The following is a 23,117-nucleotide window of genomic DNA, read 5'->3' as shown; positions in this document are numbered from 1 at the left end:
TGGATTGGCTAGTTGACCAGTTGCGAAACGCCGCACGTCAGCGACATGTTGTGGACGGTGGCGGTGCCGACCTGAACGCCGAGCAGCGCTAGCGTGGGCACGAGCACCGCGTCGAGCAGCGCGAAGACAGGTTGTAGAGCAGCCGACAGCACCGGCGCAAGGGCGGAGAGCAAAGGCTGGATCACCGCGGTCAGATTGAGTCCCAAGGCGGTCACCTGTAGTGTGTTGGGCAACACCTTGAGTAGCTGCGCGGTCAGCGTCGACGCATCGCTGCCAACGGCATTGGAATTGATGGTGACCGACGAATCGAAACTGCCGAATGCGCCGTTGAACGTAACGGGCTGGGACGAAGGCGGCGCCAAGGGCAATTGCTCCGTTCCGTTGATCGCAATTTTCGTGAGTTCGTTCGTGCCGGTTGGCAGGGTCCATACCGTAACGTCGGCGACATTGATCGTTCCGCCGCAAGCCGGATTCGCCCCCACGCAGACCGTCGCGACGCTCGGTTGCACCAGAATCGTGGCATTGGTCGCTGCCCTGGTCGACTCGCAGTCGACCGAACTGAGCGCGGCTGTGCCCTGCGCGCTCGTCAGCGAAAGCATGATCGGTGTACTCAAGGCGGAAATGCTGATCGAGCCGATGCCAAGATTCAGGCTGATTGGCGCGAACGTCAGCGGCAGCAGATTCACGCTCGCGTTCACCACCGCCGTGCGCGCCATCGTGCGATACGTCCCATTGGGCAACATGCCGCCCTCGCCGACCGCCAGCACCGGTGGCTTGATGACCTGCAGCGAAATCCCCGCCACTCCCGCGAGACCCGTCGCCACATTGATCACCGGCGCGTTGCCCTTGGTCCCGTCCGGACTGCGTTGCGCAATCTGCGCCGCCACCAGCAGAGCATCGAACGCGTTGACCGTCGCGGTCGCCGCGGCATCAGGATTGGCGAGACCGAGCGCGAGCAGCCCGGGCGAAGACGCGCCGCCGTCGCCGATCGTGATGTTCTGCCCGCCGGGAATAGCCACCGCCACCTTCTGCAGAATCGACGCATGGATGGTGTCGCCGCCCGTCTGCAACGCGGTGACCATGGCGACCATCAGTTGCTGAAAGCTCACTGTCGTGCCGAGCAAACCCTGCATGGTCGACGCGCCGAGCGCAACCATCAGATCCTGCAGCTTGATGTGCGCCGTGGCGAGGCTTTGAGCATCGCCTACGCTCAGCGACACGCTGGTTTTCAGCAAGCCGCCAAGAATCGCATCCAACAGCGCCGACTGCTGCGTATTGATCGACGCAATGCCGGTCCCCAGCGAGAACGCGTCGATGTTGGAAGCGAACGCGGTGGCCGTCGCCGAGACATTACGACTTGGTCCGACGAAGAAATACGGCACGACCTGGGTCGTCGTCACCTGCACCGCATTCAGCGGATTGCCGCTAGTGCCGAAATAGGTGCTCTTGCTGGTATCCCAGCGGCCGCATGTCGTATTGATGGTCGTCGTGCCGCCGGCCGTGAAACCGTTGGCCGCCGCGTTCTGCTGCGCAGCCGTGGTAGCGGTCGCGCAGCCGCCCGTGGAGCCGATCATCTGGACCGCCGCCAGCGCCGCCAGATCGGCCGTGCGCTGCAACTGCCGGCGCGCGAAAAACACGTTGCCGACGTCGAGCGCGCCGAGCGCCGCGATCGCCACGCTCAGCCAGATCACCGCGACCACCGCGACCGAGCCATGCTGACGGCGCGCGCCCGCGCGCCGCATCCACAGAGGATGCGCGTAGCGCGCGGCACGGGTCATGGCGCAAGGCAATTGGCGCATGTCAGTTCGATCCGCCGCCGCTTCCGCCGAGACCGCTGTTGACAGCCATCGCACCATTGCCGCCGCTGCCCGCGTTCAACGCGGAGCCGTACAGATCGGGAATCTTGCTCTTGAACGATTCCATGTAGCGGCGGTAGGCCAGCCCGGCTTCGGCGCCGAGCATCGGCAGCGCCGGCGCGGCTTCCGTGTTGCTGCTCTGCAGGTCGCGCCATGCGCGGGTCGCGTGACCCACTTCGCTGGCTTGCACTGCCGGCGGCGCGCTCTGATCGGCCGGGGTCATTTCGCCCGTCTGCGCCATGGCCGAGACGGACGCGCCCAGCAGCGCACCGGCCGCCGCAGCCGTTGCCAACCACCGGCACGGCATCGACGCGCTCCAGCCCCGCTTCGTTGTTGTGTTTCTCATTGCTGTTCCCTGATTCCTTGATTCCCTGATGCATCGCCACGAGGTCGTCGCGCGCTCATTGCGCGAACCGCTGCAACAGACGCGGCGCGGGCTCGATGCCCTGCGCGCTCGCGACCGTGCGCGCGCCCGCGCCGAGCGCGCCCGAGTCTTGTTGCAGCGGCGCTCCGCGTATTTGTACGCGCGCCGCCGCGGCCACCTTCGCCGCATCGCTGCGGATCGCGGCGCGCACGTCCGGTGCGAGCTTCTGCTGGTTCATGACCGCCAGCGCCTGCGCCTGGTTGCCATTGGCAAGCAGATAAAGCGCGACGTTGCTGACAATCTTCGGATTGGTCTGGTCGAGTTCCGCCGCCTTCATGAGCGGGACGCGCGCGCCGTCCACATCGCCGTCGCGCAATCGCGCATAGCCGAGGTCCGAGAGCGTCGTGGCATCGGTCGGCGCGAGCTGGACGGCCTGCTGCAATTCCTGCGCGGCGCGCCCGAAGTCGCCGGCCGCGCCCGCGATCAGGCCGAGACCGCGGTAGCCGCGCGTGGCGAGCGGCGTCTTCAGCAGTTGTCCGTATGCGTTCGCGGCGGCGGCCGGCTGATCGGTCATGCGCAGCGCGTCGGCGCGCAGCAGAATCGAGTCGGGGCTTGCGCCGTACTGCTTGTCGTACGCGTCGATATGCGCGAGCGACGCGAAGTACAGCCCTTGCGATTGCATCTGATCGATCAGGCCGAGGTACATGCCCGGCGTGTCCGGCGCGGGATCCTTGCTGGCCTGCTGCGCCATCACGGCGCGTTCCGCCTGCGGCCCGACGCCATAGCCCATGACGTCTTTGGACGCGCACGCGCCGAGCAGCGACAACGCGGCCAGCGCCGCCGCGCAGCGCGCGCCCGGTTTAACGGAATCGAATGAGAGACTGTGAGTCATGGCAAATCCTTAGTGCTTCACCTTGCCCAGCGAATGCTGGACAGCCAGCACGCCGGGTCCGGCCGTGACGATCATCAGCGCGGGCAACAGCGTGACGATCATCACGCCCGTCATCTTCACGGCGAGCCGGCCGATGCGTTCGCGCAGAATCGCGCGGCGCGCCTCGCGCAGGCGGTCGCCGAACTGCTTGAGCGGTTCCTGCACGGCGCCGCCGTGCCGGTCGACCTGCACCAGCAAACGCACCACGGCGCGCAGATCTTCGTTGTCGTAACTCGACGCGAGCCGGTTCAGCGACTGCTCACGCGTGCGGCCGGCAGCGAACTGACGCTGCGCGATTTCCAGTTCGCCGGCGAGCACTGGCAGCATGCCGCGAAAATCGTTGACCACCACCTGCAAGCTCTGATCGAGCGACAGCCCCACGCCTTGCAGAAGACGCAGCAAATCGACCAGCAAAGGCAATTCGTCGACCACCGCGCGACGGCGCTTGCCGGCACGCCGCTGCAACACGAACTTCGGCAACATGAAGCCCGCCATCACGGCGATGATCACCAGCGCCACATAACGGGCTCCGTCCAGATGGGCGCTCGCCAGCGTGCCGGCGAGCACCGGCAGCACCAGAGCGCCGAGCAGCCGCGCCAGCAGAAACAGGCCGCGCGTGCGCGTATCCACGAAGCCGCATTGCTCCAGCAGCCGGCGGTCTTCTTCAGCGACGACCTGGCGGCCGAACGGCGTGTCGAGCCAGCGAATCCCGGTATGCGCGAAGCGTTCGAGCAGGCCCTTGAAACCCGCCGGCGGCGCGCTGCGCACGGCAGCGTTTGCGCCAGCCTTCGCACCACCCTGCGCGCCCTCTGCCCCACGCGCCGCGGCGGCCGCGAGCGCCGCGCTTTGCAACGCGCGCTCGTCGAGTGCGTTGCGCAGCGTGCGTTCGCTGCGCCGCGCTGCCGCCACGCGCGCCAGCACCAGGCCGGCGATCAGCAGCAAAGCGAGCGCGGTCAGAGCCAGTGCAAGCGCGGCGAGTTGTTGGGTCTGCATCGTCAATTCCTCAGATTCGCGAGGCGGTACAGCAGATACGCCCCGACCACCTGCAGCACGAACGCCAGATAGACGAGCTGTCGCCCCATCGGGTCGAACCACATCGAAGCGAAATACTTAGGATTGGAGAGAATCAGAAAACCGCCGATGCCGATCGGCAACATGGCCAGCACCCACGACGACAGCCGGGTTTCCGACGACATCGCCACCAGCTCGCGCTCGGCGTGTTCGAGATCGCGCATGAACGAAGCCATCCGCTCGAGCATCACGTCGGCGCGGCCGCCGTATTTGACCGACAGACGCAGCACGGCGCCGACCAGTTCGAGTTCGCGCACGCCGTAGATCATGGCCACCTGCGAGAGCGCGCGATCGATTTCGACGCCGGTGCGCAGCATCCGCGACACGTAGTCGAGGCATTCGCGCAGCGGCGCCTCGGTGGTTTGCAGCGCGGCCTGGAAAGCCGCCGGCACACTGTTGCCGAGCGTGATCAGCCGCACGATGCCGTCGAGAAAAAGCGGCAACTGCCGCACGATCTGCTGACGGCGTTTGTTCACTCGCATCGTCAGCAGAAAATAGAAGAACATCACGCAGGCGAGCAACGCGACGCAGGCCGCGAGCGCGCCACCCATCATGGCGGCCCAGCCGCACAGCAGCACCACGATCGTGCCGGCGATCGCGGCAGGCCCTTTGGCATTGACAATACCGGCGCGCGCCATCGCGTGCTGCACCATGAAGCGCACGCGTGCCTGGCCGTAGCGCCAACGCGCGAGCAAGCCTGCATCGGCCGGCGGTGCCTGCGGCGCGATCACGGCGTGCTGCGCCGCGACGCGCGCGGGGGCGACGCGCGCAGTGCTTGCCGCGCCGCCGCCCATGCCGCCCACGGCAGCGCCGGCCGGCATCGCCATGCGGCTGTCGATATAACGTTCCGCGCTCGCCTGGCCTTTGCGTTGCGCGCCGCGCTGCCAGAGCAGCAAGGCAAGCGCCGCGCAGAGCAGCGCAAGCGCCGCGAAGACCAGAACCGCGCTAGACATTGAAGCCTCCGCCGAACCCACCGCCACCGAAGCCACCGCCGCCGCCAAACCCGCCCCCCGAGCCGCCGAAGCCCGCATTGCCGAACGCATGACTTGCCTCGCCGCCGCCCAGCGCCTGACGGAAACGCGCCAGCTTCGGCGAGTGCGGGTGAATGCCGAGCGACACCCAGTTGTCGAGTTCATCGCCTTCGGCCGTCAGGATCGGCTCATAGCGATACAGCTCCTGAGTCGCGATGATGTTGTCGGACAGCCCCGTCACTTCCGTGATCGAAAGAATCCGCCGACGCCCGTTGGAAAGCCGGCCGATCTGCACGATGAAGTCGATCGCGTTGGCAATCTGGCGGCGCAGACTTGACTCGGTGCCCTGGAAGCCCGCGAAACCGGCGAGCATTTCGAGCCGGTACAGACATTCGCGCGGCGAGCTGGCGTGCACGGTGCCCATCGAGCCGTCGTGGCCGGTGTTCATCGCCTGCAGCATTTCGAGCACTTCGCCGCCGCGCACTTCACCGACGATGATGCGGTCCGGCCGCATCCGCAACGTATTGCGCAGCAGGTCGCGAATCGTCACGATTCCCGAGCCGTCGAAACCGCCCGGCCGGCTTTCGAGCCGCACCACATGCGGATGGTTCAGCGACAGTTCCGCGGTGTCCTCGATAGTCACGACCCGTTCCGGCTCGGGAATGTGAAAGGCCAGCGCATTGAGCAGCGAGGTCTTGCCCGAACTCGTGCCGCCCGACACCAGCACGTTGCAGCGCGCCGCCACCGCCGCTTCGAGCAGCGCGCCGATTTCCGGGCTATAGGTGCCGTTGCCGAGCAGATCGTCGGGCCGCATCGGATCCTTGCGGAACTTGCGGATCGAGACGATCGGGCCGTCGATCGACAGCGGTTCGATCACCACGTTCACGCGGCCGCCGTTCGGCAGACGCGCATCGACCATCGGATTCGATTCGTCCAGACGCCGGCCGATCGGCGCGAGAATGCGCCGCACGATCCGCAGCAGATGCGCGTTGTCCGCAAAGCGCACCTGGATGCGCGTGAGAATGCCGTGGCGCGACACGTACACGTCGTTGTAGCCGTTGATCAGAATGTCTTCGACGGCCGGATCGGCGAGCAGATCCTCGATCGGACCGAAGCCCGCGAGCTCTTTGGTCAGCGCCTCGGCAATCAGGCGAACCTCGCTCTCGTTGATCGGTATCCGGCGCAGCCTGACGAAGCTGTCCATCTCCAGATCGACGAACTGGTTGATCGCGTTACGCGACCAGCGGCCGAACTCGGAGCCGAGCTCTTCGATGCGCGTGAGCAGATGTTCGTGCGCCGCGTTCTTGATGTCCTGGAACTGCTGGCTGTGCGCGAACGAAGCCGCGTCGTCGGCAAATTCGATCTCTTTTGCCATCGTCTATGACCGCTTTTGAGTAGTTGGAATGAAGCGCCTGAGCGCGCCGAGTGCCGATTTGCCACGTGCCTTCGCCACCGCGCGCTCGCCGCCGCCGAGCCGCTCGATCAACGGCTCGAGTGCGCGCACATACGGATCGCGCGCGGCGGTATCGACCAGCAGATGTCCCTGATTGACCGCCTGCCCGAGCGCGATGCGCCGCTCCGGCAAGGCGGTGAGCAGCGCAATATCCAGACGCTGCGCGATCTGCGCGGCGGCAAGGCCGAGATCGGCGTCGAACTTGTTGACGATCAGACGCACGTTCGCGGTATCCACGCCCTCTTCGCGCAGCGCGTCGAGCACGCCGACGGCCGACACGATCGAAGCTACGCCCTGGTCGCACAGCAGCCAGGTTTCATCGGCGGCCTGCACGACATGGGCGATGAACTCGCTATTGGTGAAGCCGCCGAGGTCGACGATCTGCTGGTCGAAGAACGCGCGTAGACGGTTCAGCAAACCGATCGACGACGAATACGAGACCTCGCGCATGTCGGCGAGATTCGGCGGCAACGTGGTGAGCGCGAGGCCGCTCGAGTGATGCGACAGCGCGGTATGGACGAAGGTCTGATCGAAGCGGCGCAGATTGCGCACGGCTTCGACGAAGTTGAATTCGCTGCGCGTGTTCAGCAGCAGCGAGCCGTCGGCGGCCGGCAGGCCGAGATCGAGCAAGGCGGCTTGCCGGCCCTGCGCGATGTCGCGCCGCTGCAGCAGCACCGCGAGATTCGCGGCCAGCGTGCTCACGCCCATGCCGATGCGTGCGCCCAGCAGCGCGGTGACATGGCCATGGCGGCTGACCGGCTCGACGAGATTGTCGAGCACCTGGCGTGTGATGCGCAACGCGTCTCCGGCCGGCGCCGACAGATCGATGAAATCGCGCACGCCGGCGCGCAACGCCGCCAACGCGCTTTCGGGTTCGGCGAGCGAGCCCAGTGCGACGATCTGCATGCCCGGATAAGCAGTGCGTACCGCGCTCGCGGCAGCACTCGCCGCCGCGGCACGGCCGCCTGAAAAATCGACGAATACCAGCGACGGATTGAGCGTCGCGATGCGCTGCATCAGCATCGACGGATCGAGCGTGGCCGCTTCGACCACGCCGGCGCCTGCCAGCGTATCGGCGAGCCAATGCACGTGTTCGTCGGCCAGCGACGCGAACACGAAATAATCGGTGACCGCCCTTTCAGTCAATGAATGCGTTCTCGCGTTCATGTTGCACGTCCTTATGCCGCATAGGCGGCAAAGCCCCCACGTCGTACTGCTTGCCGGTGGGTGCACGCAGTTCGCGCGCGCGCCGGCTCACACCTGTAGTCAGCCGCCGCGCCGCGATGGCACCTGCCGGCTTCACCTGGAAAATCCCGGCGACGAATCGCGCGCCACCACGCCGCCGATCAGCGAACGCCACACCGGCCCGTTGCGCTGCTCGGACTGCTCGCCCGGCGTCGACGGCAAGGTCGCGCCCCTGGCGAGCGGCGAGACCAGATGCGGCGTCACGATGATCACCAGTTCCTTCTCGTTCTGCTGATAGTTCAGTTGCTTGAAGAACGTGCCGATCACCGGCAGATCGCCGAGCAACGGCACCTTCGAGACATTCGACGCCGTCTCGCGATCGATCAGCCCACCGATCACGAAGCTCTCGCCATCGCCGAGTTCGACGGTGGTGTCGGCACGCCGCGTGGTGAACGCGGGCACCGACACGCCGCTGATCGTCACGGCGTTGGCGAAGTCCAGCTGGCTCGCCTCCGGCGCGACTTTGAGCGCGATGCGCTGCGGGCTCAGCACGGTCGGCGTGAGCGTGAGTCCCACCCCATAAGGTTTGAATTCAATCGACGTCGACCCGAGCGCCTGCGGCACCGGAATCGGCACCTCGCCGCCGGCGAGGAAGCTCGCGCTCTGGCCGGACAAGGCCACGAGCGTCGGCTCGGCCAGCACCCGCGCGAGGTTGTTGCTTTCCAGCAGGCTCAGATTGGCGAACAGGCCGTGCGTAGCGGAGTTGAAGATCAGGTTGAACGCCGACGAGATCGGCGTCACAGCCGTCATACTCGGCGCCTGTCCCGCCGTCGCCGATACCGAGCTCAACGCCGACGGCGCGAACGAGCCGAACGTAAAGCCGTTGTTCTGCTTGAAGAAGTTGAAGCCCACTTCCTTGAGCACCGAACGGCTGAACTCGACGACCCGCACATCCACCTGCACGACCGCGCGGCTTGCGACCGTCGACGTATCGAATACCGCACCGTCCTTGCCGAGCGAGCCCTCCGCCGCGACCACGGCGCGCTGGTGCGCCTCCATCGTCGCCGACGTGCCGGACACGATCGCCGTGCCGCCGAGCACCTTGACGGCCGGCGTATCAGCGCCGAGCAGCGACGCAGCCGCCGGCGTGGTGACGTTGACGGTGTATTGCAGCGGCGCGTCACGATCGCGCGCCCACAGCATGAGGTTGGTGGTGCCCGCGGCCTTGCCGACCAGCAGCACGCCGCCGCGCTTGTCGCCCTTGATGATCAGCACGTCGGCCACCGACGGATCGCCGATCGCAATCCGCTGCAACGTGTGGCCGACCGCGAGTTGCCGCTGCGCGCCCACCGTCAGGTCGATGCTTTGCGCCGGCGCGGCAAACGCGGCCTGAGCCGGCTGCGCCGCTGGCGCGGCTTGGCCCCGCTGCGCCGGACCGGCTGCGTCGGTCGCCGCCGATACGGCCAGCAAAGCCAGGCCCACGCACGCCGCCTTCCTGAAAACAAAAATCCGTTCTGTCATGTAGTTATTGGACGCGACTGGCCGTCCGCTCCTGGAACCACTGCTTACCAGGCGACCGTTTCGGCGCGCCCACCCCGTATCACTTCGATACCGCTTTTTGTACTGTTTGTATTGCCCGCCACGCGCGTGGGCGGCAGCGGTATATGCGGCAATGACGGCCTCGCGGCGGCGCCCGCGACACTCGCATTGGCGGTGCCCGACAACGTGTCGAGCGCGACGCCGGCTGCGGCGCGCGTCGAGTCCCGCAGCGGCTCGGCCGCGCCCGCATGCGCCGCCGTCTTCAGCACGCCTGGATAGGCCGGCAGCACGGTTTGGTCGATTACTTCGGGATCCTTGGGATTGCGCAATGCGAAGATCAGGCGGCCGGCGCTCTCGGCGAGCGTCAACCGGTCGATATCGGCGACCGGCACCGCCAGCACCGCAGTGCGGACCATGCCGTTCGGATCGCCGGCGCTGTCGCCGCTCGCGGTCGCATTACCGAACGCGAGCACGCGCACCTTCGACATCAGCAAACGCGCCTGGGTCCGATCGATTTCACCGCCGTTACCCAGGCTGCCGTCGCGCTTGAGCGTGAAAAACACGTCGACGAAATTGCCCGGCCGCAAGCGGTTGCCGACCGCGTTGCCTTCGTCTACCCGGACAGCAAGCGCGCGCTCGCCCGGTTCGACGCGCTCGGCGAGCCCGGAGGACAACTGGCTTTCCAGCACCGGCGATTCCGCGCCGATCTCTGCGTTCGGCACGCGGCCGGCCAGTTGCGCCGGGTCCGTGAAGGCGCCGTTCGGATTGATCGGCAGCGACTGCACACGCACATCGTTCACGGTGATGGCTTTGCCCGCCGGCAGCGTGTGAGTCGCCACCACGACTGGGAAGCTTGCTTGCGTGGCGGGCGTGACGGCTACCGGCGCCGGGCGGTGCGACAGCGACCACGCGAACAGGCCGAGCACGAGCGCGACCGCGATCAGGACGCCGGCCAGAATTTTGGTCAGATTCGGCATGAAGGTTGACTGCTTCGGTTAAACAATGCCATGCCGTGCGCGCGTTCGATCACACGTGGACGGACCAGGAGGTCGAGGGAGCCGGGTGCCGGCGCGTGCGTCACTGTATGTTCTCCGGATTGAGCTGGACCGTGGCGCTGCTCGTGAGCGTGTTCGGCAGCGCGAACCCCAGCAATGGCAAGCTCGGTATCAGCGGATTGGTTTGGTAGTCGTAGCTCACCAGGACATTCACGCATTGCATCGCGCTGTTCGGCCCGCATGCCTTGGAAGACGGCGTGCATTGCATCGACTGCACGAGCGTCGCGGCTACCAGTTTCGCCGCCGCGCAGGCCGCGTTGCCGCGATTGGTCAACGCGCTTTGCATCGAGGTGTTGCTCTGCCAGTTCAACGCGGCGCGTGCGCCCTCTTCCGCGGCCATTGTCAGATTCTGCTGCGCGACGAGAATCAGACTGAAGGTGACGATCGCGTACAGGATCGTGAAGAACAGCGGGAACACCAGCGCGAATTCGACGGCCGTGGCGCCGCGTTGCGCGCGCGCGCGCGGCGCACGTTGATGCGCCGATGCGGCGAGCGCGCGCGTGGTGTCATGACGGTTTTCATCGAACGCTTCCCGCCATGCCGTGCAGAACGAGCCAGCCGCTCGCGGCCACGGTGAGACACGCAGCGTAAGGCGTGGCTGCTTTGCCGGCAAGTTCGAACGTGGCGCCAGATCGACGGACCAGGCCGGCGAGCCGCGTGCGGGTGGTAATCAGAAGCCACGCTGCGTGCAGACCGGCCGCGAGACTCGCGGCCATCCATAGACCGGGCAGCGCGTGCATGCCGCACCATGCGCCGAGAACGGCGAAGACTTTGACATCCGCGGCGCCCATCACGCCGAGCGCGAAAAACGGCAGCAATACAGCAAGACCGATTACTGCACCAATGCCTGCCTGAGTCAGCGAAATGCCGAAAGGCCCGCATTGAAAAAACGCGCAGCAAAATGCCGCCGCCAGGCCGGCGACAACTACTGAATTGGATATACGCCGCCAACGGCAATCGCTAATTGCGACAGCCACTGCCCACGCGATAAATAACAACATGCCCACGGAAACATTCATCTCGAACTCGACAGGCGAAGCTGCGCCATGTGGATTGCAATGCAATCCACATTAACGATTCAGCGATGCGTTATTACGCCCACGAAGCGGGCGGACGTCGAAACGCCGGCTGCTTCGCGCAGCGCTTACGGTTTGCCTTTACGATCCGGTCTTCGTGGTGGACGGCGAGATTTTATCCGCGACTTGCTGCAAAACATTGGAGACGTTCGTGCCGACATTCGTCACCGCGGTAGCGATCACGAGCACGACGAGGCCTGCGATAAGGCCATATTCGATAGCCGTTACGCCTTTGTTATCGGCCAGAAAGCGTTGTGCGAATTTTTTCATTTGAACCCTCGAACTTCATTTATTTCGTTCGTATACGTTCTGCAATTCTCGACCATGTGCCTTGGATGCGCGGACCGTTGAGCTCTCATTCCCAGTCTCGTTTATTGCATCGCAGTGCCATGCCCTGCAGCCGCCCTTCAATAAAACACCCACGCATGAGTTGTCTGTTCGATAACCCACCTCCGTGATCAATCTCCAATGCTTTCTGGTTTTATAGCCGAACAATCATTTTTAAGCAATTGTCCGCTGCGCCGAATCTCATCCCGTATGCATTTTTACCATTCACTCTAGTTAACGGCAGTTCGTGCGTTGCAGCACATAGGAATAACCATGAGTTAGATTCGCTCCACTAATTATTCGTTTGAACAGAACGTTTCAAGCGCGCCCACCAGTTTCGCCCGCCCGCGTTACGCCGTACATCGTAACGGCGCGCGGGGCTCGTTACGTTACGCCGGTCGCGCGAATGCGCCGCGCAGTGCCTTATGTGAGCGCAATCTGGTTTAGCGCACGCTCCGTCAGTTCCTCGCAAAGCCTTATCGCATATAGCGCCGCGGCTCGCTCCGAAAAAGTCCTCGCATTGTTCAGCCGAAATGGCACGGCTCGTGCAGAGATAGGCACGCAGCAACATCCAATAACACATGCGATGCGAGGGCGACATGAACATTCAAACGACCAACACGACAGTACGGGCAACCCTGATTGCAGCCGGCGTGGCTGCGATGCTTTCTCTTGGTGCTTGCGGAGGCTCCGGGAGCCTGAGTTCCGGCACCGGCAGCAGCGGCAGCGGCTCCGCCGGCGGCACACTTTCCACGACCGGCAGCGGCTCGACGGGTGCGGGCGGCTCGGGCTCGGGCTCGGGTGCGGGCGCAGGTGCGAACACGACCACGGGCAGCAACGGTTCGGGAACAGGCACGGGAACGGGTACAGGCACGACGCCCGTCGCCAACGCGCTCGGCACGGTAGTCGGCAACACGGGCGGTGTAGTTAGCGACGCCGGCTCGGCGGTCACCGGCATCGGTACCGTGATCGGTTCGCAGACGTTGCCCGGCGTCAGCTCGCAAACCACCCAGTCCGCCGGCGGCATCGTGCAACAAGTCGGCTCGGCCGTTTCGACACTCGGCAACGGCGTGTCGCAAGGGCCCGGCCAACTCGGCACCGGCGGCAACGCGGTCGGCACGACAGTCTCTAGCGTGGGCGGTGTGCTGAATCATGTCGGCGGCGCAGTGACCGACACGGGCAACCTCGTGACGAGTCTCGGCAGCGGTCCGCTCGCTCCGCTGTCGGCGATCACCACGCCGCTCGGCGGCGTCGTCAACACGCTCGGCGGCGCGGTCGCCAACGGCGGCAGCACGCTCACCACCGCCCTCTCGACGGGCCCGGTCCAGCAAGTCACGCAAACGCTCAGCACCGCCATCACGCCGATCACGTCGATGGTCGCCGCGACCACGCAAACGGTCGGCAATACTACGGGTCTCGGCGCGCCGCTCAACGGCCTGCTCTCGACGGTCGGCGGCGGACTCGGCAAGGCCGGCGCCCTGTTGACCGCGACCGGCGGCAACCCGGTCACGGCCGCACTCGGCCATACGGTCACCGACACCGGCACGACGGTCGCTTCGGTCGGCGGGTTGCTCACGGGCGGCAGCGGCGGCAATCCGCTTGCGCCACTCACCAGCGCGCTTGGTGGCTTGACCGGTGGCGCCGGCAGCGGCCCGCTAGCGCCGCTCACCAGCGCGCTCGGTGGCTTGACCGGTGGCGCCGGCAGCGGCCCGCTCGCGCCGCTCACCAGCGCGCTCGGTGGCTTGACTGGCGCCGTCGGTGGCGCATCGAGCGGCGGCAGCCCGCTCGCTCCCGTCACCGGCTTGCTCTCTACCGTGACAGGCAGCCTCTCCGGCGCGGCCGGCGGCAGCAGCGGCCCGCTCGCACCGGTCACCGGCTTGCTGTCCGGTGTCACCGGCGCACTCGGCGGCGTCACCAGCACGGCGAGCGCCGCGCCGACCACCACGACCGCCGCCGCGCCCACCAACTCAGGCGCGGGCCTGTCGCTGTCGACCAGCACGGGCAAAGGCACGTCGAACAATCCGCTCGCACCAGTGACGTCGCTCGTCGGCGGCCTGCTCGGCGGGTTGGGCAAGAAGTAAGCAGCCCTCTCGGGAACAGCGAAAAACGTTGAGCGAGACCCAGCCGGAACGCGGCCCGCCAGCCGCGCCCCGGCGCTTCCCGAAACCTGGCTGAACTGGGCCGCGCCGCTCAGACATCTGTTGCAACGGCGCACTGATATCAACGCACACGACATCCAGAAGACACAGAGGAGCACACATGTCCATTCAACGTTTTTTCTCTCTCCCTGCGACGTGCGCGACGGTGTTGTCGTTGCGCGCGCCATTGATTGCCGTGGCGGTCGCCGGCTTGCTCGCGGCGTGCGGCGGCAGCACCGTCAGCGCGCCGCCCACCACCTCAAGCACCGGCAGCGGCTCGGGTTCGACCGATACCGGCAGCGGCACCACCGCGAAGACGGGCACGACCGGCGTCGCCACCGCGGCCGCGCAGACCACCAGCGACCTGGGCACGGCGATCGCCTCGCAGACCATTCCGGGCCTCAGCCCGCAAGTCACGCAAGGACTCGGCAACGCAGTGTCGAGTACGAGCGGCACGCTGAACTCGCTGGCCGACGCCGTCAGCAACGGCGTCGGCCAGACCGGCACGACGGCCAATCCGGTCGGCACCACGGTCGCCGGACTCGGCTCGGTGGTCGGTTCGACGAGCGGCGTCGTGCAAGGGTTGAGCACTGCCGTCGGCGGCCTCGGCAGCGGCAAGCTCGCGCCGCTGGCGCCGCTCACGACACCATTGGCCAGCACGCTCTCCACCGCTGCGGGCGCACTCAACGCCGGTGGCGCGACGCTCGGCAACGCGCTCGGCTCGGTGCCCGTGCAGCAGATCACTCAACCGATCAGCACCGCCATCACGCCGATCGTGACGACGGCAGGACTCGTCACGCAAGCGGTCGGTACGCAGACCGGCCTCGGCGCGCCCCTCGGCGGCGTGCTCGCGAAAGTGGGCGGCGCATTGAGTTCCGCCGGCTCGCAAGTGGGCGGCGCCACGAAGAATCCGGTCGGCGGCGATCTCGGCACGCTGGCCGGCTCGCTCGGCAACACCGTCACCAACGCAGGCGGCCTGGTCAATCCGAATGGCCCGAATGGCGCGCTACCGATTCCCGGACTGCTGACGAGCCTCGTCGGCGCCACGAGCGTTAGCGTCGCCAATGGGCCGCCCGCCAGCAGCAATCCGTTCGGCCCGCTGCAAAGTTCGCTGGCGAGTCTTGGGCTCGGCAGCGATCCGCTCGGCTCACTGTCGACGCTGCTCGGCGGCACACCGCTGGCCGGGCTGACCTCGGCGCTCGGCGGCACGCCGCTGGGTTCGCTGACTTCCTCGGGTTTGAGCGGTTCGCCACTGAGCTCGTTGACTTCGGCATTCGGTGGCATGGGGAACGCATCGAATCCGTTGTCGACGTTGCCGGGCGCGCTCTCCGGCGTCACGAACGGCGGCTCGGGTTCGGGCGGCAGCGGCCAGGCGCTCGCGCCAGTGACCGCGCTGGTCGGCCAGTTGACCGGCACGCTCAGCTCGGCCGCAGGTTCGACGAGCGGCTCGGGCACGGCGACGAGCGGCCTGACGACCCTGCTAGGTGGCCTGGCGCCGGTGAACCATAAGTAGTTAGCCTAACTATTCAATCGCTGCGGCGTGCATCAGCCACCCGGTGAGAACTGCCGCGCGGCTGTTCATTGAATGATGCAAGCCGCAGCGAGTGACGCAATGCGCACTAACAGTCCGACTCGTCACGTGCTTCGCGCGGTTGCCCAGAGCGCTCAAGCCCCACTTGGTACGTGACGTAATACACATAAGCATCGCACTACACGTCGAGCCGCATATAAGCGCTCGCGACCCGCCCGGCCAGGCGGTGCGTCCGCGACACACAAGAACGATATACGAGGAACATCCGATGAAACTCGGGTACAGCAGCCTAGGGACCGTGGTACTCGCAGCGTTTGCGGCGGGCACTCTGCCAATGCAAGCGCATGCGCAGTCCCGCCCTGGCGGCTCGGCGGTCGGCGGCAATCCGCTGGACTCGCTGCCGCAGATCAAGGCGCCCGACAAAGGCCCGAACGTGACCGTGCAGGTCGCGCCGCAAGCCCCTCAACTCGAAGAATTGCTTGCGCGCCATATCACGCCTTCGCGCGTGCAGGTGGAGGGCGTGAAGTCCATTCCCTTCGACGATGTCGCGCAGCGCTTCACGCCGCTCGTCGGCAAGGACACGACGATCGGCGATCTGATCCAGGTCGCCAACGGTGTCACGAAGCTCTATCAGGACCGCGGTTTCGCGCTCTCGTTCGCCTTCATTCCGGCGCAGACATTCGCAGACGGTGTGGTGCGCGTGACGGTGGTGGAAGGCTACGTGTCCGCGGTCAAGGTGACGGGCAAGGCCGGCGCCGTGGAAGACAAGATCCGCGCGATTGCCGATCACATCACCGCCGACCGACCGTTGCGGCGCGCTACGTTCGAGCGCTACATCAACGTGCTCGGCCTGCTGCCGGGTGTGAAGGTTGCGGCCAACGTGCCGCCGCCGCAGAACACCGACGGCGCCACCACGCTCGAACTGAACGTGGAGCGCAAACCGTTCGACGTCAGCACCGGCATCGACTTCAATCACCCCGGCGTGCAGGGGCTTCTGACCGCCACTGAAAACGGGTTGACCTCGTTCGGCGAACAGTTGAGCGTGTCGGCCTTGCTGCCGAAGGGGCGCGACAACGTCACCTATCTCGCCGCGCATGGCGCGGTGCCGATCGGCAGCAACGGGCTGATCGCGAAGATCGACGCCTCGCACTATCGCGGCAATCCGACCGACAATCCCGGCCTGCCCTCTTCCATCGAACGCACGGTCATCAATGACAAGATCGGCGGTTCGCTGGCGTATCCGATCCTGTTGAGCAACACGCAAAGCGTGATCGGCACGGCGTCGGTCTATGCGTCGCACGACGAGGATCGCTACCACAACCACGACACCGGCGCCCAGATCGGCTTCCGCTCGCAAGTGCGAGTCATGCAGTTGCAGGCCGATTACACCAGCGTGCAGACGAGCCAGGTCCGCCGCGCGAGCGTCAACGTGGCGAAAGCGTTCGACATTCTGGGCGCGTCCAAGTCGGGCGACTCGAATGTGCCGGGCTCGCCCGTCACCAATCCGGCGTCGATCAACTTCGTGCGCACCGGCGCGAGCTTCTCGCAAACCAACGAGTGGCCGTTGAAGATCGGCACGGCGGTCTCGCTGACAGGCCAATACAGCGGCGTATCGCTGCCGACCTCCGAGCAGATTTCGTTCGGCGCGCAGCGTTTCGCGCAGGGCTATCAGCCGGGCGAGGCATCAGGCGATTCGGGCTGGGGCGCGATACTGGAAGTCAACCGTGCGTTCACGCCGGGCTTCACCTATCTGCGCACGCTCACGCCTTACGTTTCGTTCGATATGGCGCGCGTCTATCTGCATGCGGGCACGCCCTCGCCTTCGAAGCTTTCGTCGATCGCGTTCGGCTTCCGCATCTCGGACGCGAAGTACTACAGCCTGGATCTCTCGGTGGCCAAAGCGATCGGCGACGCGCCGGTGGAAAGCGCGTCGCGTAGTCCGCGCATCAACGCGACGTTTTCGTATCAGCTGAATTGATCGGTGGAAGTGCCGCGTCCTGATTAGAGTATCCACTATCAAACGACGCGCGCACTTTCACGTATTCTGCGCTGACGATGTGTCGCCGGCGGCGGGCAAGCAGCAATCCACAAGCCGCGGGCGGCACACGAGGGCAGCAGAAGTCGAACCTGAGGGGCCATGCAAGGCATCACGGCGGCCGTGATCTGAGGACCGCCCGAGATGCCAATAACGCCGCGCGACCATGATCGCGCCGTCTTTAATCAAGGAGGAAGACAATGATGCAATTCACCCACCGCGCGCGCGCAGTCGCGCTTCGCACAGCCCGACATGCGGCGCTCGCCGGCGTCCTGCTCGCCAGTGCCGTGACGGCCATGGCGCAGGCCGACAGTCCGGTCGGCACCTGGCAAACCATCGACGATCATACGGGCCAGCCCAAAGCGCTCGTGCAGATCTCGCAGGACGGCAGCGGCGCGCTCAGCGGCAAGGTCATCAAGGGTCTCGGCGCAAACGACCAGCCGGATCGCCGCTGCACGGCCTGTACCGATGCGCGCAAGGATCAGCCGATTCTCGGCATGACGATCCTTAGCGATCTGAAGAAGGACGGCGACGCCTGGGATCACGGGCAGATTCTCGACCCGGAAAATGGCAAGCTCTACAAGTGCAAGATGCACCTGGAAGACGGTGGGAACAAACTGGTCGTGCGAGGGTATATCGGCGTGTCGCTGCTGGGCCGCTCGCAGACGTGGATTCGTCAGCAATGATGCACGGGTAGCTCGGGGCTCGTTACAGAGCCCGCATGGGACGATAAAAAACGGCCGACGATCGCAATCGTTCGGCCGTTTCTTTTATTGGAAGACGCTGCGCTGTGTGGGTCATGCAGCGTGTTTGAAGGGCGAATGGAACGGGAACGGCGAGGACGGCAGTGGCTGGCTGGTGGGCGGGCTGTACACCGCTGGTGCGACAACCGGAGCCTTTTCGGCTTCACCGCTCTTCGGCTTCTCGTTCACGTGCGTACGCATGCGCGCTTCCATCAGGCCGCAAAGCTCTTCGCTCGCCGCGCCGAACAGTTGCTCCATGACGCGGTCGAGCACACCGGATTCGTACCACGCCTTGAAGCGGCGATGGCAGGTCTGGTAGGACGGGTACTTGCGCGGCATGGCGGACCAGGTGGCGCCGCTGTACATGACCCACAGGACGCCATTGAGCACCGAGCGCGTATTGGCGAGCGGCCGGCCACGCAGTTCGGAGCGCGGACGTAATTCGGGAAGCAACGGTGCGACACGTTGCCATTCTTCGTCGTTGATATCACGGTAAGGATTCATGGTTTCTCCTTTGTCAAAACCTTGACAAAAGATATCCAGTCGTCCGCGCACGGAATATAAGACCAATCCGAATCTTGAAATTACGCCGGACGACGCCGCGCTGTCGGTGAACGGCGCGTGATCTATCGCAAAAGCGCCGCCGGCCACGGCATGCGGCGCCTCAGGTCAGCGACGTATCGACGATCCGCCGTGGCGTGTCGAGATATTCCTTCGATTGCATTTCGACGATGCGCGACACCGTGCGCGCGAACTCGTTAGCCATCGGACCATCCGTATACAGTTGATCGGGCGGCACCGCAGCGGACATCAGCAGCTTCACCTTGTGATCGTAGAACACGTCGATCAGCCACGTGAAGCGGCGTGCTTCCGAGGCCATGCGCGCGGACATCTGCGGCACGCCGGAGAGGACCACCGCGTGAAAGCGGCTCGCCAGTTCCAGATAGTCGTTCTGCGAGCGCGGTCCGCCGCACAAGGTCGCGAAGTCGAACCACACCACGCCGTCAGCGCGGCGCAGCGCCTTCAACTCGCGCTTTTCGATGTGCAGGATCGGGCTTTCGTCGGGCACCGCGGCAAGACGCGCGAACGCGTCGCGCAAGGCTTTGTCGGCGGCGGCGCCGAGCGGCGTGTGATACACCTCGACCTGCGCCAGCGTGCGTTGCCGGTAGTCGATGCCCGCATCGACGTTGATCACGTCGAGCTTCTGCTTGATGAGTTCGATCGCCGGCAACATGCGGTCGCGATGCAGGCCGTCCGGATACAGCGTGTCCGGATCGTAGTTCGAGGTCATCACGAACTGCACGCCGTTTTCGAACAGCTTGTCGAGCAGGCGGTACAGGATCATCGCGTCGGCAATATCCGACACGTGGAATTCGTCGAAACAGATCAGCCGGTAGCGTTTGGCAATGCGGCGCGCGAGTTCGTCGAGCGGATCGGCCTGGCCTTTCAGATCTTCCAGTTCGCGATGCACCTCGCGCATGAATTCGTGGAAATGCAGACGCGTTTTGCGCTGCACCGGCACGATCATGTAGAAGCTGTCCATCAGAAAGCTCTTGCCGCGCCCTACGCCGCCCCACATGTACACGCCGCGCGGCAGGTCCGGGTGGATGATCAGCTTCTTGAACGCGTTCGAGCGGCGCGACTTGTATTCGACCCACTCTTCATAGCACCGCTGCAGACGGTCGACCGCCGCGCGCTGCGCCGGATCCGATTGGTAGCCGCGCGTCTGCAGTTCTTTTTCGTAGTATTCGGTGACGTTCATCGTGTTGCTGCAAATAGAAAGGCGGGAGGGAGTGAACCCGCCCGCCTTCGTGGTAATGCCGGAGTACTGTCAGTCAGGCGTGCGCGGAATTACATGTTCAGCGCGCGCTTGTCCACGGCGAGTGCTGCTTCGCGCATGACTTCCGACAGCGACGGGTGCGGATGGCAAATACGGCCGATGTCTTCCGACGCCGCCTTGAATTCCATCGCCACCACGGCTTCCGCGATCAGGTCCGATGCATCCGCGGCGATGATGTGCACGCCGAGAATTTCGTCGGTCTTCGCGTCGGCGATCATCTTGACGAAGCCTTCCGCCTTGTTGATGCCGAGTGCGCGGCCGTTCGCCATCATCGGGAACTGGCCCGTCTTGATCTCGCGGCCTTCGGCCTTGAGCTGCTGTTCCGTCTTGCCGACCCACGCGATTTCCGGTTCGGTGTAGATCACCCACGGAATGCAGTTGTAGTCGATATGCGGCTTCTGACCGTCGATGATTTCAGCGACCAGCACGCCTTCGTCTTCCGCCTTGTGGGCGAGCATCGGGCCGCGCACCACGTCGCCGATCGCGTACACGTTGGGCACCGAGGTCGCGCAGTGGTCGTCCACGTTGATGAAGCCGCGCTCGTTGGCCTTCAGGCCGATCGCTTCGAGACCGAGGTTGTCCGTGTTCGGCACGCGGCCGATCGACACGATCAGGCGGTCGGCTTCGAGCTTCTGCGCGTTGCCGTCCTTGTCCGTGTAGTTGATCGTCACGCTGTTATCGGTCGTGGTCACTTCTCCGACCTTCACGCCGACATGGATGTCCAGACCCTGCTTCTTGAACTGCTTCGCCGCTTCTTTCGCGAGCGCCTGGTCAGCCGCGCCGAGGAATTCCGGCAGCGCTTCGAGCACGGTCACGTCCGCGCCCAAACGGCGCCACACCGAGCCCAGTTCCAGACCGATCACGCCCGCGCCAATCACGGCGAGTTTCTTCGGCGTGGAGTCGAAGCTCAGCGCGCCTTCGTTGTCGGCGACGATCTTGTTGTCGACCGGAATGTTCGGCAGATGGCGTGCCTTCGAACCCGTGGCGATGATCACGTTCTTAGCCGTGACCACTTCAGTTTCGCCTTCGCCGCTCACTTCGATCTGCACGCCGGCGTCCGTCTTGCCGGTGAACTTGCCGTGACCCTTGAGCCACGTGATCTTGTTCTTGCGGAACAGGAATTCGATACCCTTCGTCATTTTCTCGACGATGCCTTCTTTACGGGCCATCATCTTCGAGATATCGACCTGCACGTTCTCCACGGAGATACCGTGGTCAGAGAGGTGATGCGACGCGTTTTCAAATTCTTCCGACGACGCGAGCAGCGCCTTCGACGGAATGCAACCCACGTTCAGGCACGTGCCGCCGAGCTTCAGCGTGCCGGCCGGGTTCTTCCATTTTTCGATACATGCGACGGTCTTGCCGAGCTGCGCTGCGCGGATGGCGGCGATGTAACCGCCAGGGCCTGCGCCGATCACGACGACGTCAAATTCTTTGGACATGACAATCCTTTTGATGGCGGAACGGCGCGCGGCCACGCTTCGTGGCGCACGGCGTTCCTGTACTGCGGAATGCGAAAGACGTGATGCTTATATGGCGTCGGTTTGCGCTAAGGCAAGCCGACGCCAGCCGAGCCGCGCTTACAGGTCGAGCAGCAGGCGCGCCGGGTCTTCCAGCGCATCCTTCATGGCGACCAGCGACAGCACCGCTTCGCGACCGTCGATGATGCGGTGGTCGTACGACAGCGCCAGGTAGTTCATCGGGCGGATCACGATCTGGCCGTTCTCGACCACAGCGCGTTCCTTGGTGGCGTGCACGCCCAGAATCGCGGATTGCGGCGGGTTGATGATCGGGGTCGACAGCATCGAACCGAACACACCGCCGTTCGAGATGGAGAACGTACCGCCGGTCATTTCTTCGATCGACAGCTTGCCGTCTTTGGCCTTCTGGCCGAATTCAGCAATCTTCTTCTCGATTTCGGCGAGGCTCAACTGGTCCGCATTGCGCAGGATCGGCACCACCAGACCGCGAGGCGAACCGACTGCGATACCGATGTCGAAGTAGCCGTGATAGACGATGTCGTTACCGTCGATCGACGCGTTCACCAGCGGGAATTTCTTCAGCGCGTGAACCGCGGCTTTCACGAAGAACGACATGAAGCCGAGCTTCACGCCGTGTTCCTTTTCGAAGCGGTCTTTGTACTTGTTGCGCAGGTCCATCACCGGCGCCATGTTCACTTCGTTGAACGTGGTCAGGATGGCGTTGGTTTGCTGCGACTCGAGCAGACGCTCGGCGATACGCGCGCGCAGACGCGACATCGGCACGCGTTGTTCCGGACGGTCCTTCAGCCATTGGTCAGCCGAAGCCGGTGCCTTGACGTCCGGCAGCGACGGCTTCGCGGCCTTCGGTGCGGCGGCCGGAGCCGGTGCCGGTGCGGCCTTGGCAGCCGGGGCTCCCGCGGTCAGCACGTCACCCTTGGTGATGCGGCCGTCGCGGCCCGTGCCGGACACATCACCCGCGCCCAGGCCCTTTTCGGCCATCAGCTTGCCGGCAGCCGGCGAAGCAGCGGTGTTCGCACCCGTTGCGGATGCAGCTTGAGCCGCCGGAGCCGGTGCAGCGGCAGGTGCCGGTGCGGCTTCCGGAGCGGGCTTCACTTCAGCTTCGACAGCGGCGGCGCCTGCCTTGCCTTCGGTGTCGATCTTGGCGATGACCTGATCCGCCGTGACGGTGTCGCCGTCGTTCGCGATGACTTGCGCGAGCACGCCGGCCGAGGGTGCCGGCACTTCGAGCACGACCTTGTCGGTCTCGATTTCGATGAGAATTTCGTCTTGAGCAACCGCTTCGCCCGGCTTCTTCTTCCACTGGAGCATCGTGGCTTCCGAGACCGACTCGGAAAGCTGGGGAACCTTGACTTCAACAATAGCCATTATGAATATCCTGAATACGTATCGGGTGACGGCGCGCGATCCATGGACCCGTCACCGCCTGCGAACCTTGACTGCCGCGCTGATCTTTCAGATGCGGCACGGGAAAGCGCCCTGCGCTTTCCCGGTTCAGCTCTT

Annotated in this window: 20 protein-coding genes; 4 read left to right on the top strand and 16 right to left on the bottom strand. The window is 65.0% G+C overall.

Translation table 11 applies throughout. The features are described 5' to 3' along the window. Positions 1–8: 8 nt before the first annotated feature. From B0G81_RS32880 to B0G81_RS32825, 12 genes are all read right to left on the bottom strand, one after another. The gene (locus B0G81_RS32880; RefSeq protein WP_134141213.1) at positions 9–1,799 is read right to left on the bottom strand and encodes a TadG family pilus assembly protein; all 1,791 of its coding nucleotides are present in this window, start codon (positions 1,797–1,799) and stop codon (positions 9–11) included. 1 nt (position 1,800) lies between these two features. After that, positions 1,801–2,163 carry a DUF3613 domain-containing protein gene (locus B0G81_RS32875; RefSeq protein ID WP_243856803.1) on the bottom strand — a complete coding sequence of 121 codons (363 nt, stop codon included), beginning with the start codon at positions 2,161–2,163 and terminating at the stop codon, positions 1,801–1,803. Positions 2,164–2,257: 94 nt separating this feature from the next. Next, positions 2,258–3,112 (bottom strand): pilus assembly protein, encoded by an 855-nt coding sequence (locus B0G81_RS32870; RefSeq protein WP_134141205.1) that lies wholly within the window; start codon positions 3,110–3,112, stop codon positions 2,258–2,260. 9 nt (positions 3,113–3,121) lie between these two features. After that, complete coding sequence (locus B0G81_RS32865; RefSeq protein ID WP_134141201.1) at positions 3,122–4,144, bottom strand: type II secretion system F family protein; 1,023 nt, start codon at positions 4,142–4,144, stop codon at positions 3,122–3,124. 2 nt (positions 4,145–4,146) lie between these two features. Then, the gene (locus tag B0G81_RS32860) at positions 4,147–5,175 is read right to left on the bottom strand and encodes a type II secretion system F family protein (protein WP_134141196.1); all 1,029 of its coding nucleotides are present in this window, start codon (positions 5,173–5,175) and stop codon (positions 4,147–4,149) included. After that, a complete protein-coding gene (locus tag B0G81_RS32855) occupies positions 5,168–6,568 on the bottom strand; it encodes a CpaF family protein (protein WP_116116696.1) in 1,401 nt (466 codons plus the stop codon). The genes B0G81_RS32860 and B0G81_RS32855 overlap by 8 nt, the downstream gene beginning before the upstream one ends. A 3-nt stretch (positions 6,569–6,571) precedes the next feature. Further along, positions 6,572–7,813: a fimbrial protein gene (locus B0G81_RS32850; RefSeq protein WP_134141191.1), complete on the bottom strand. Its 1,242-nt coding sequence runs from the start codon at positions 7,811–7,813 to the stop codon at positions 6,572–6,574. A gap of 132 nt (positions 7,814–7,945) precedes the next feature. After that, positions 7,946–9,352, bottom strand: coding sequence for a type II and III secretion system protein family protein (locus B0G81_RS32845; protein ID WP_134141188.1), 1,407 nt, complete (start codon positions 9,350–9,352; stop codon positions 7,946–7,948). Positions 9,353–9,396: 44 nt separating this feature from the next. After that, complete coding sequence (gene cpaB / locus B0G81_RS32840; protein WP_134141184.1) at positions 9,397–10,347, bottom strand: Flp pilus assembly protein CpaB; 951 nt, start codon at positions 10,345–10,347, stop codon at positions 9,397–9,399. A 100-nt stretch (positions 10,348–10,447) separates the two neighbouring features. Then, positions 10,448–11,038, bottom strand: coding sequence for a TadE/TadG family type IV pilus assembly protein (locus B0G81_RS32835; RefSeq protein ID WP_243856675.1), 591 nt, complete (start codon positions 11,036–11,038; stop codon positions 10,448–10,450). Beyond that, positions 10,944–11,444: an A24 family peptidase gene (locus B0G81_RS32830; RefSeq protein WP_134141180.1), complete on the bottom strand. Its 501-nt coding sequence runs from the start codon at positions 11,442–11,444 to the stop codon at positions 10,944–10,946. The genes B0G81_RS32835 and B0G81_RS32830 overlap by 95 nt, the downstream gene beginning before the upstream one ends. Before the next feature lie 138 nt (positions 11,445–11,582). Next, the gene (locus tag B0G81_RS32825; protein ID WP_134141176.1) at positions 11,583–11,771 is read right to left on the bottom strand and encodes a Flp family type IVb pilin; all 189 of its coding nucleotides are present in this window, start codon (positions 11,769–11,771) and stop codon (positions 11,583–11,585) included. Between the two features lie 656 nt (positions 11,772–12,427). On the opposite strand from B0G81_RS32825, the gene B0G81_RS32820 reads away from it, so the two are divergent. From B0G81_RS32820 to B0G81_RS32805, 4 genes are all read left to right on the top strand, one after another. Beyond that, positions 12,428–13,909: a collagen-like triple helix repeat-containing protein gene (locus B0G81_RS32820; RefSeq protein WP_134141172.1), complete on the top strand. Its 1,482-nt coding sequence runs from the start codon at positions 12,428–12,430 to the stop codon at positions 13,907–13,909. A gap of 178 nt (positions 13,910–14,087) precedes the next feature. Further along, positions 14,088–15,479, top strand: a complete 1,392-nt coding sequence (locus B0G81_RS32815) for a collagen-like triple helix repeat-containing protein (RefSeq protein ID WP_134141169.1) — start codon at positions 14,088–14,090, stop codon at positions 15,477–15,479. Positions 15,480–15,765: 286 nt separating this feature from the next. After that, complete coding sequence (locus B0G81_RS32810; protein WP_134141164.1) at positions 15,766–17,475, top strand: POTRA domain-containing protein; 1,710 nt, start codon at positions 15,766–15,768, stop codon at positions 17,473–17,475. Positions 17,476–17,732: 257 nt separating this feature from the next. Further along, positions 17,733–18,218, top strand: a complete 486-nt coding sequence (locus tag B0G81_RS32805; RefSeq protein ID WP_116142184.1) for a DUF2147 domain-containing protein — start codon at positions 17,733–17,735, stop codon at positions 18,216–18,218. A 111-nt stretch (positions 18,219–18,329) separates the two neighbouring features. Here the strand turns inward: B0G81_RS32805 and B0G81_RS32800 are convergent, their stop codons facing one another. The 4 genes from B0G81_RS32800 to odhB form a co-directional block, all read right to left on the bottom strand. After that, the gene (locus B0G81_RS32800) at positions 18,330–18,779 is read right to left on the bottom strand and encodes a transposase (RefSeq protein ID WP_134141159.1); all 450 of its coding nucleotides are present in this window, start codon (positions 18,777–18,779) and stop codon (positions 18,330–18,332) included. A gap of 160 nt (positions 18,780–18,939) precedes the next feature. Next, positions 18,940–20,037 carry a cell division protein ZapE gene (gene zapE / locus B0G81_RS32795; protein ID WP_106284576.1) on the bottom strand — a complete coding sequence of 366 codons (1,098 nt, stop codon included), beginning with the start codon at positions 20,035–20,037 and terminating at the stop codon, positions 18,940–18,942. An 89-nt stretch (positions 20,038–20,126) separates the two neighbouring features. Further along, positions 20,127–21,557, bottom strand: coding sequence for a dihydrolipoyl dehydrogenase (gene lpdA, locus B0G81_RS32790; RefSeq protein WP_134141154.1), 1,431 nt, complete (start codon positions 21,555–21,557; stop codon positions 20,127–20,129). Between the two features lie 138 nt (positions 21,558–21,695). Next, the gene (odhB, locus tag B0G81_RS32785) at positions 21,696–22,982 is read right to left on the bottom strand and encodes a 2-oxoglutarate dehydrogenase complex dihydrolipoyllysine-residue succinyltransferase (RefSeq protein ID WP_106284574.1); all 1,287 of its coding nucleotides are present in this window, start codon (positions 22,980–22,982) and stop codon (positions 21,696–21,698) included. Positions 22,983–23,117 lie beyond the last annotated feature (135 nt).

This window comes from Paraburkholderia sp. BL6665CI2N2, from assembly GCF_004366535.1.
Taxonomy (GTDB): Bacteria; Pseudomonadota; Gammaproteobacteria; order Burkholderiales; family Burkholderiaceae; genus Paraburkholderia.
The sequence above is the reverse complement of the archived record's forward strand: the minus strand, read 5'-3'. Positions and strand labels throughout refer to the sequence as shown.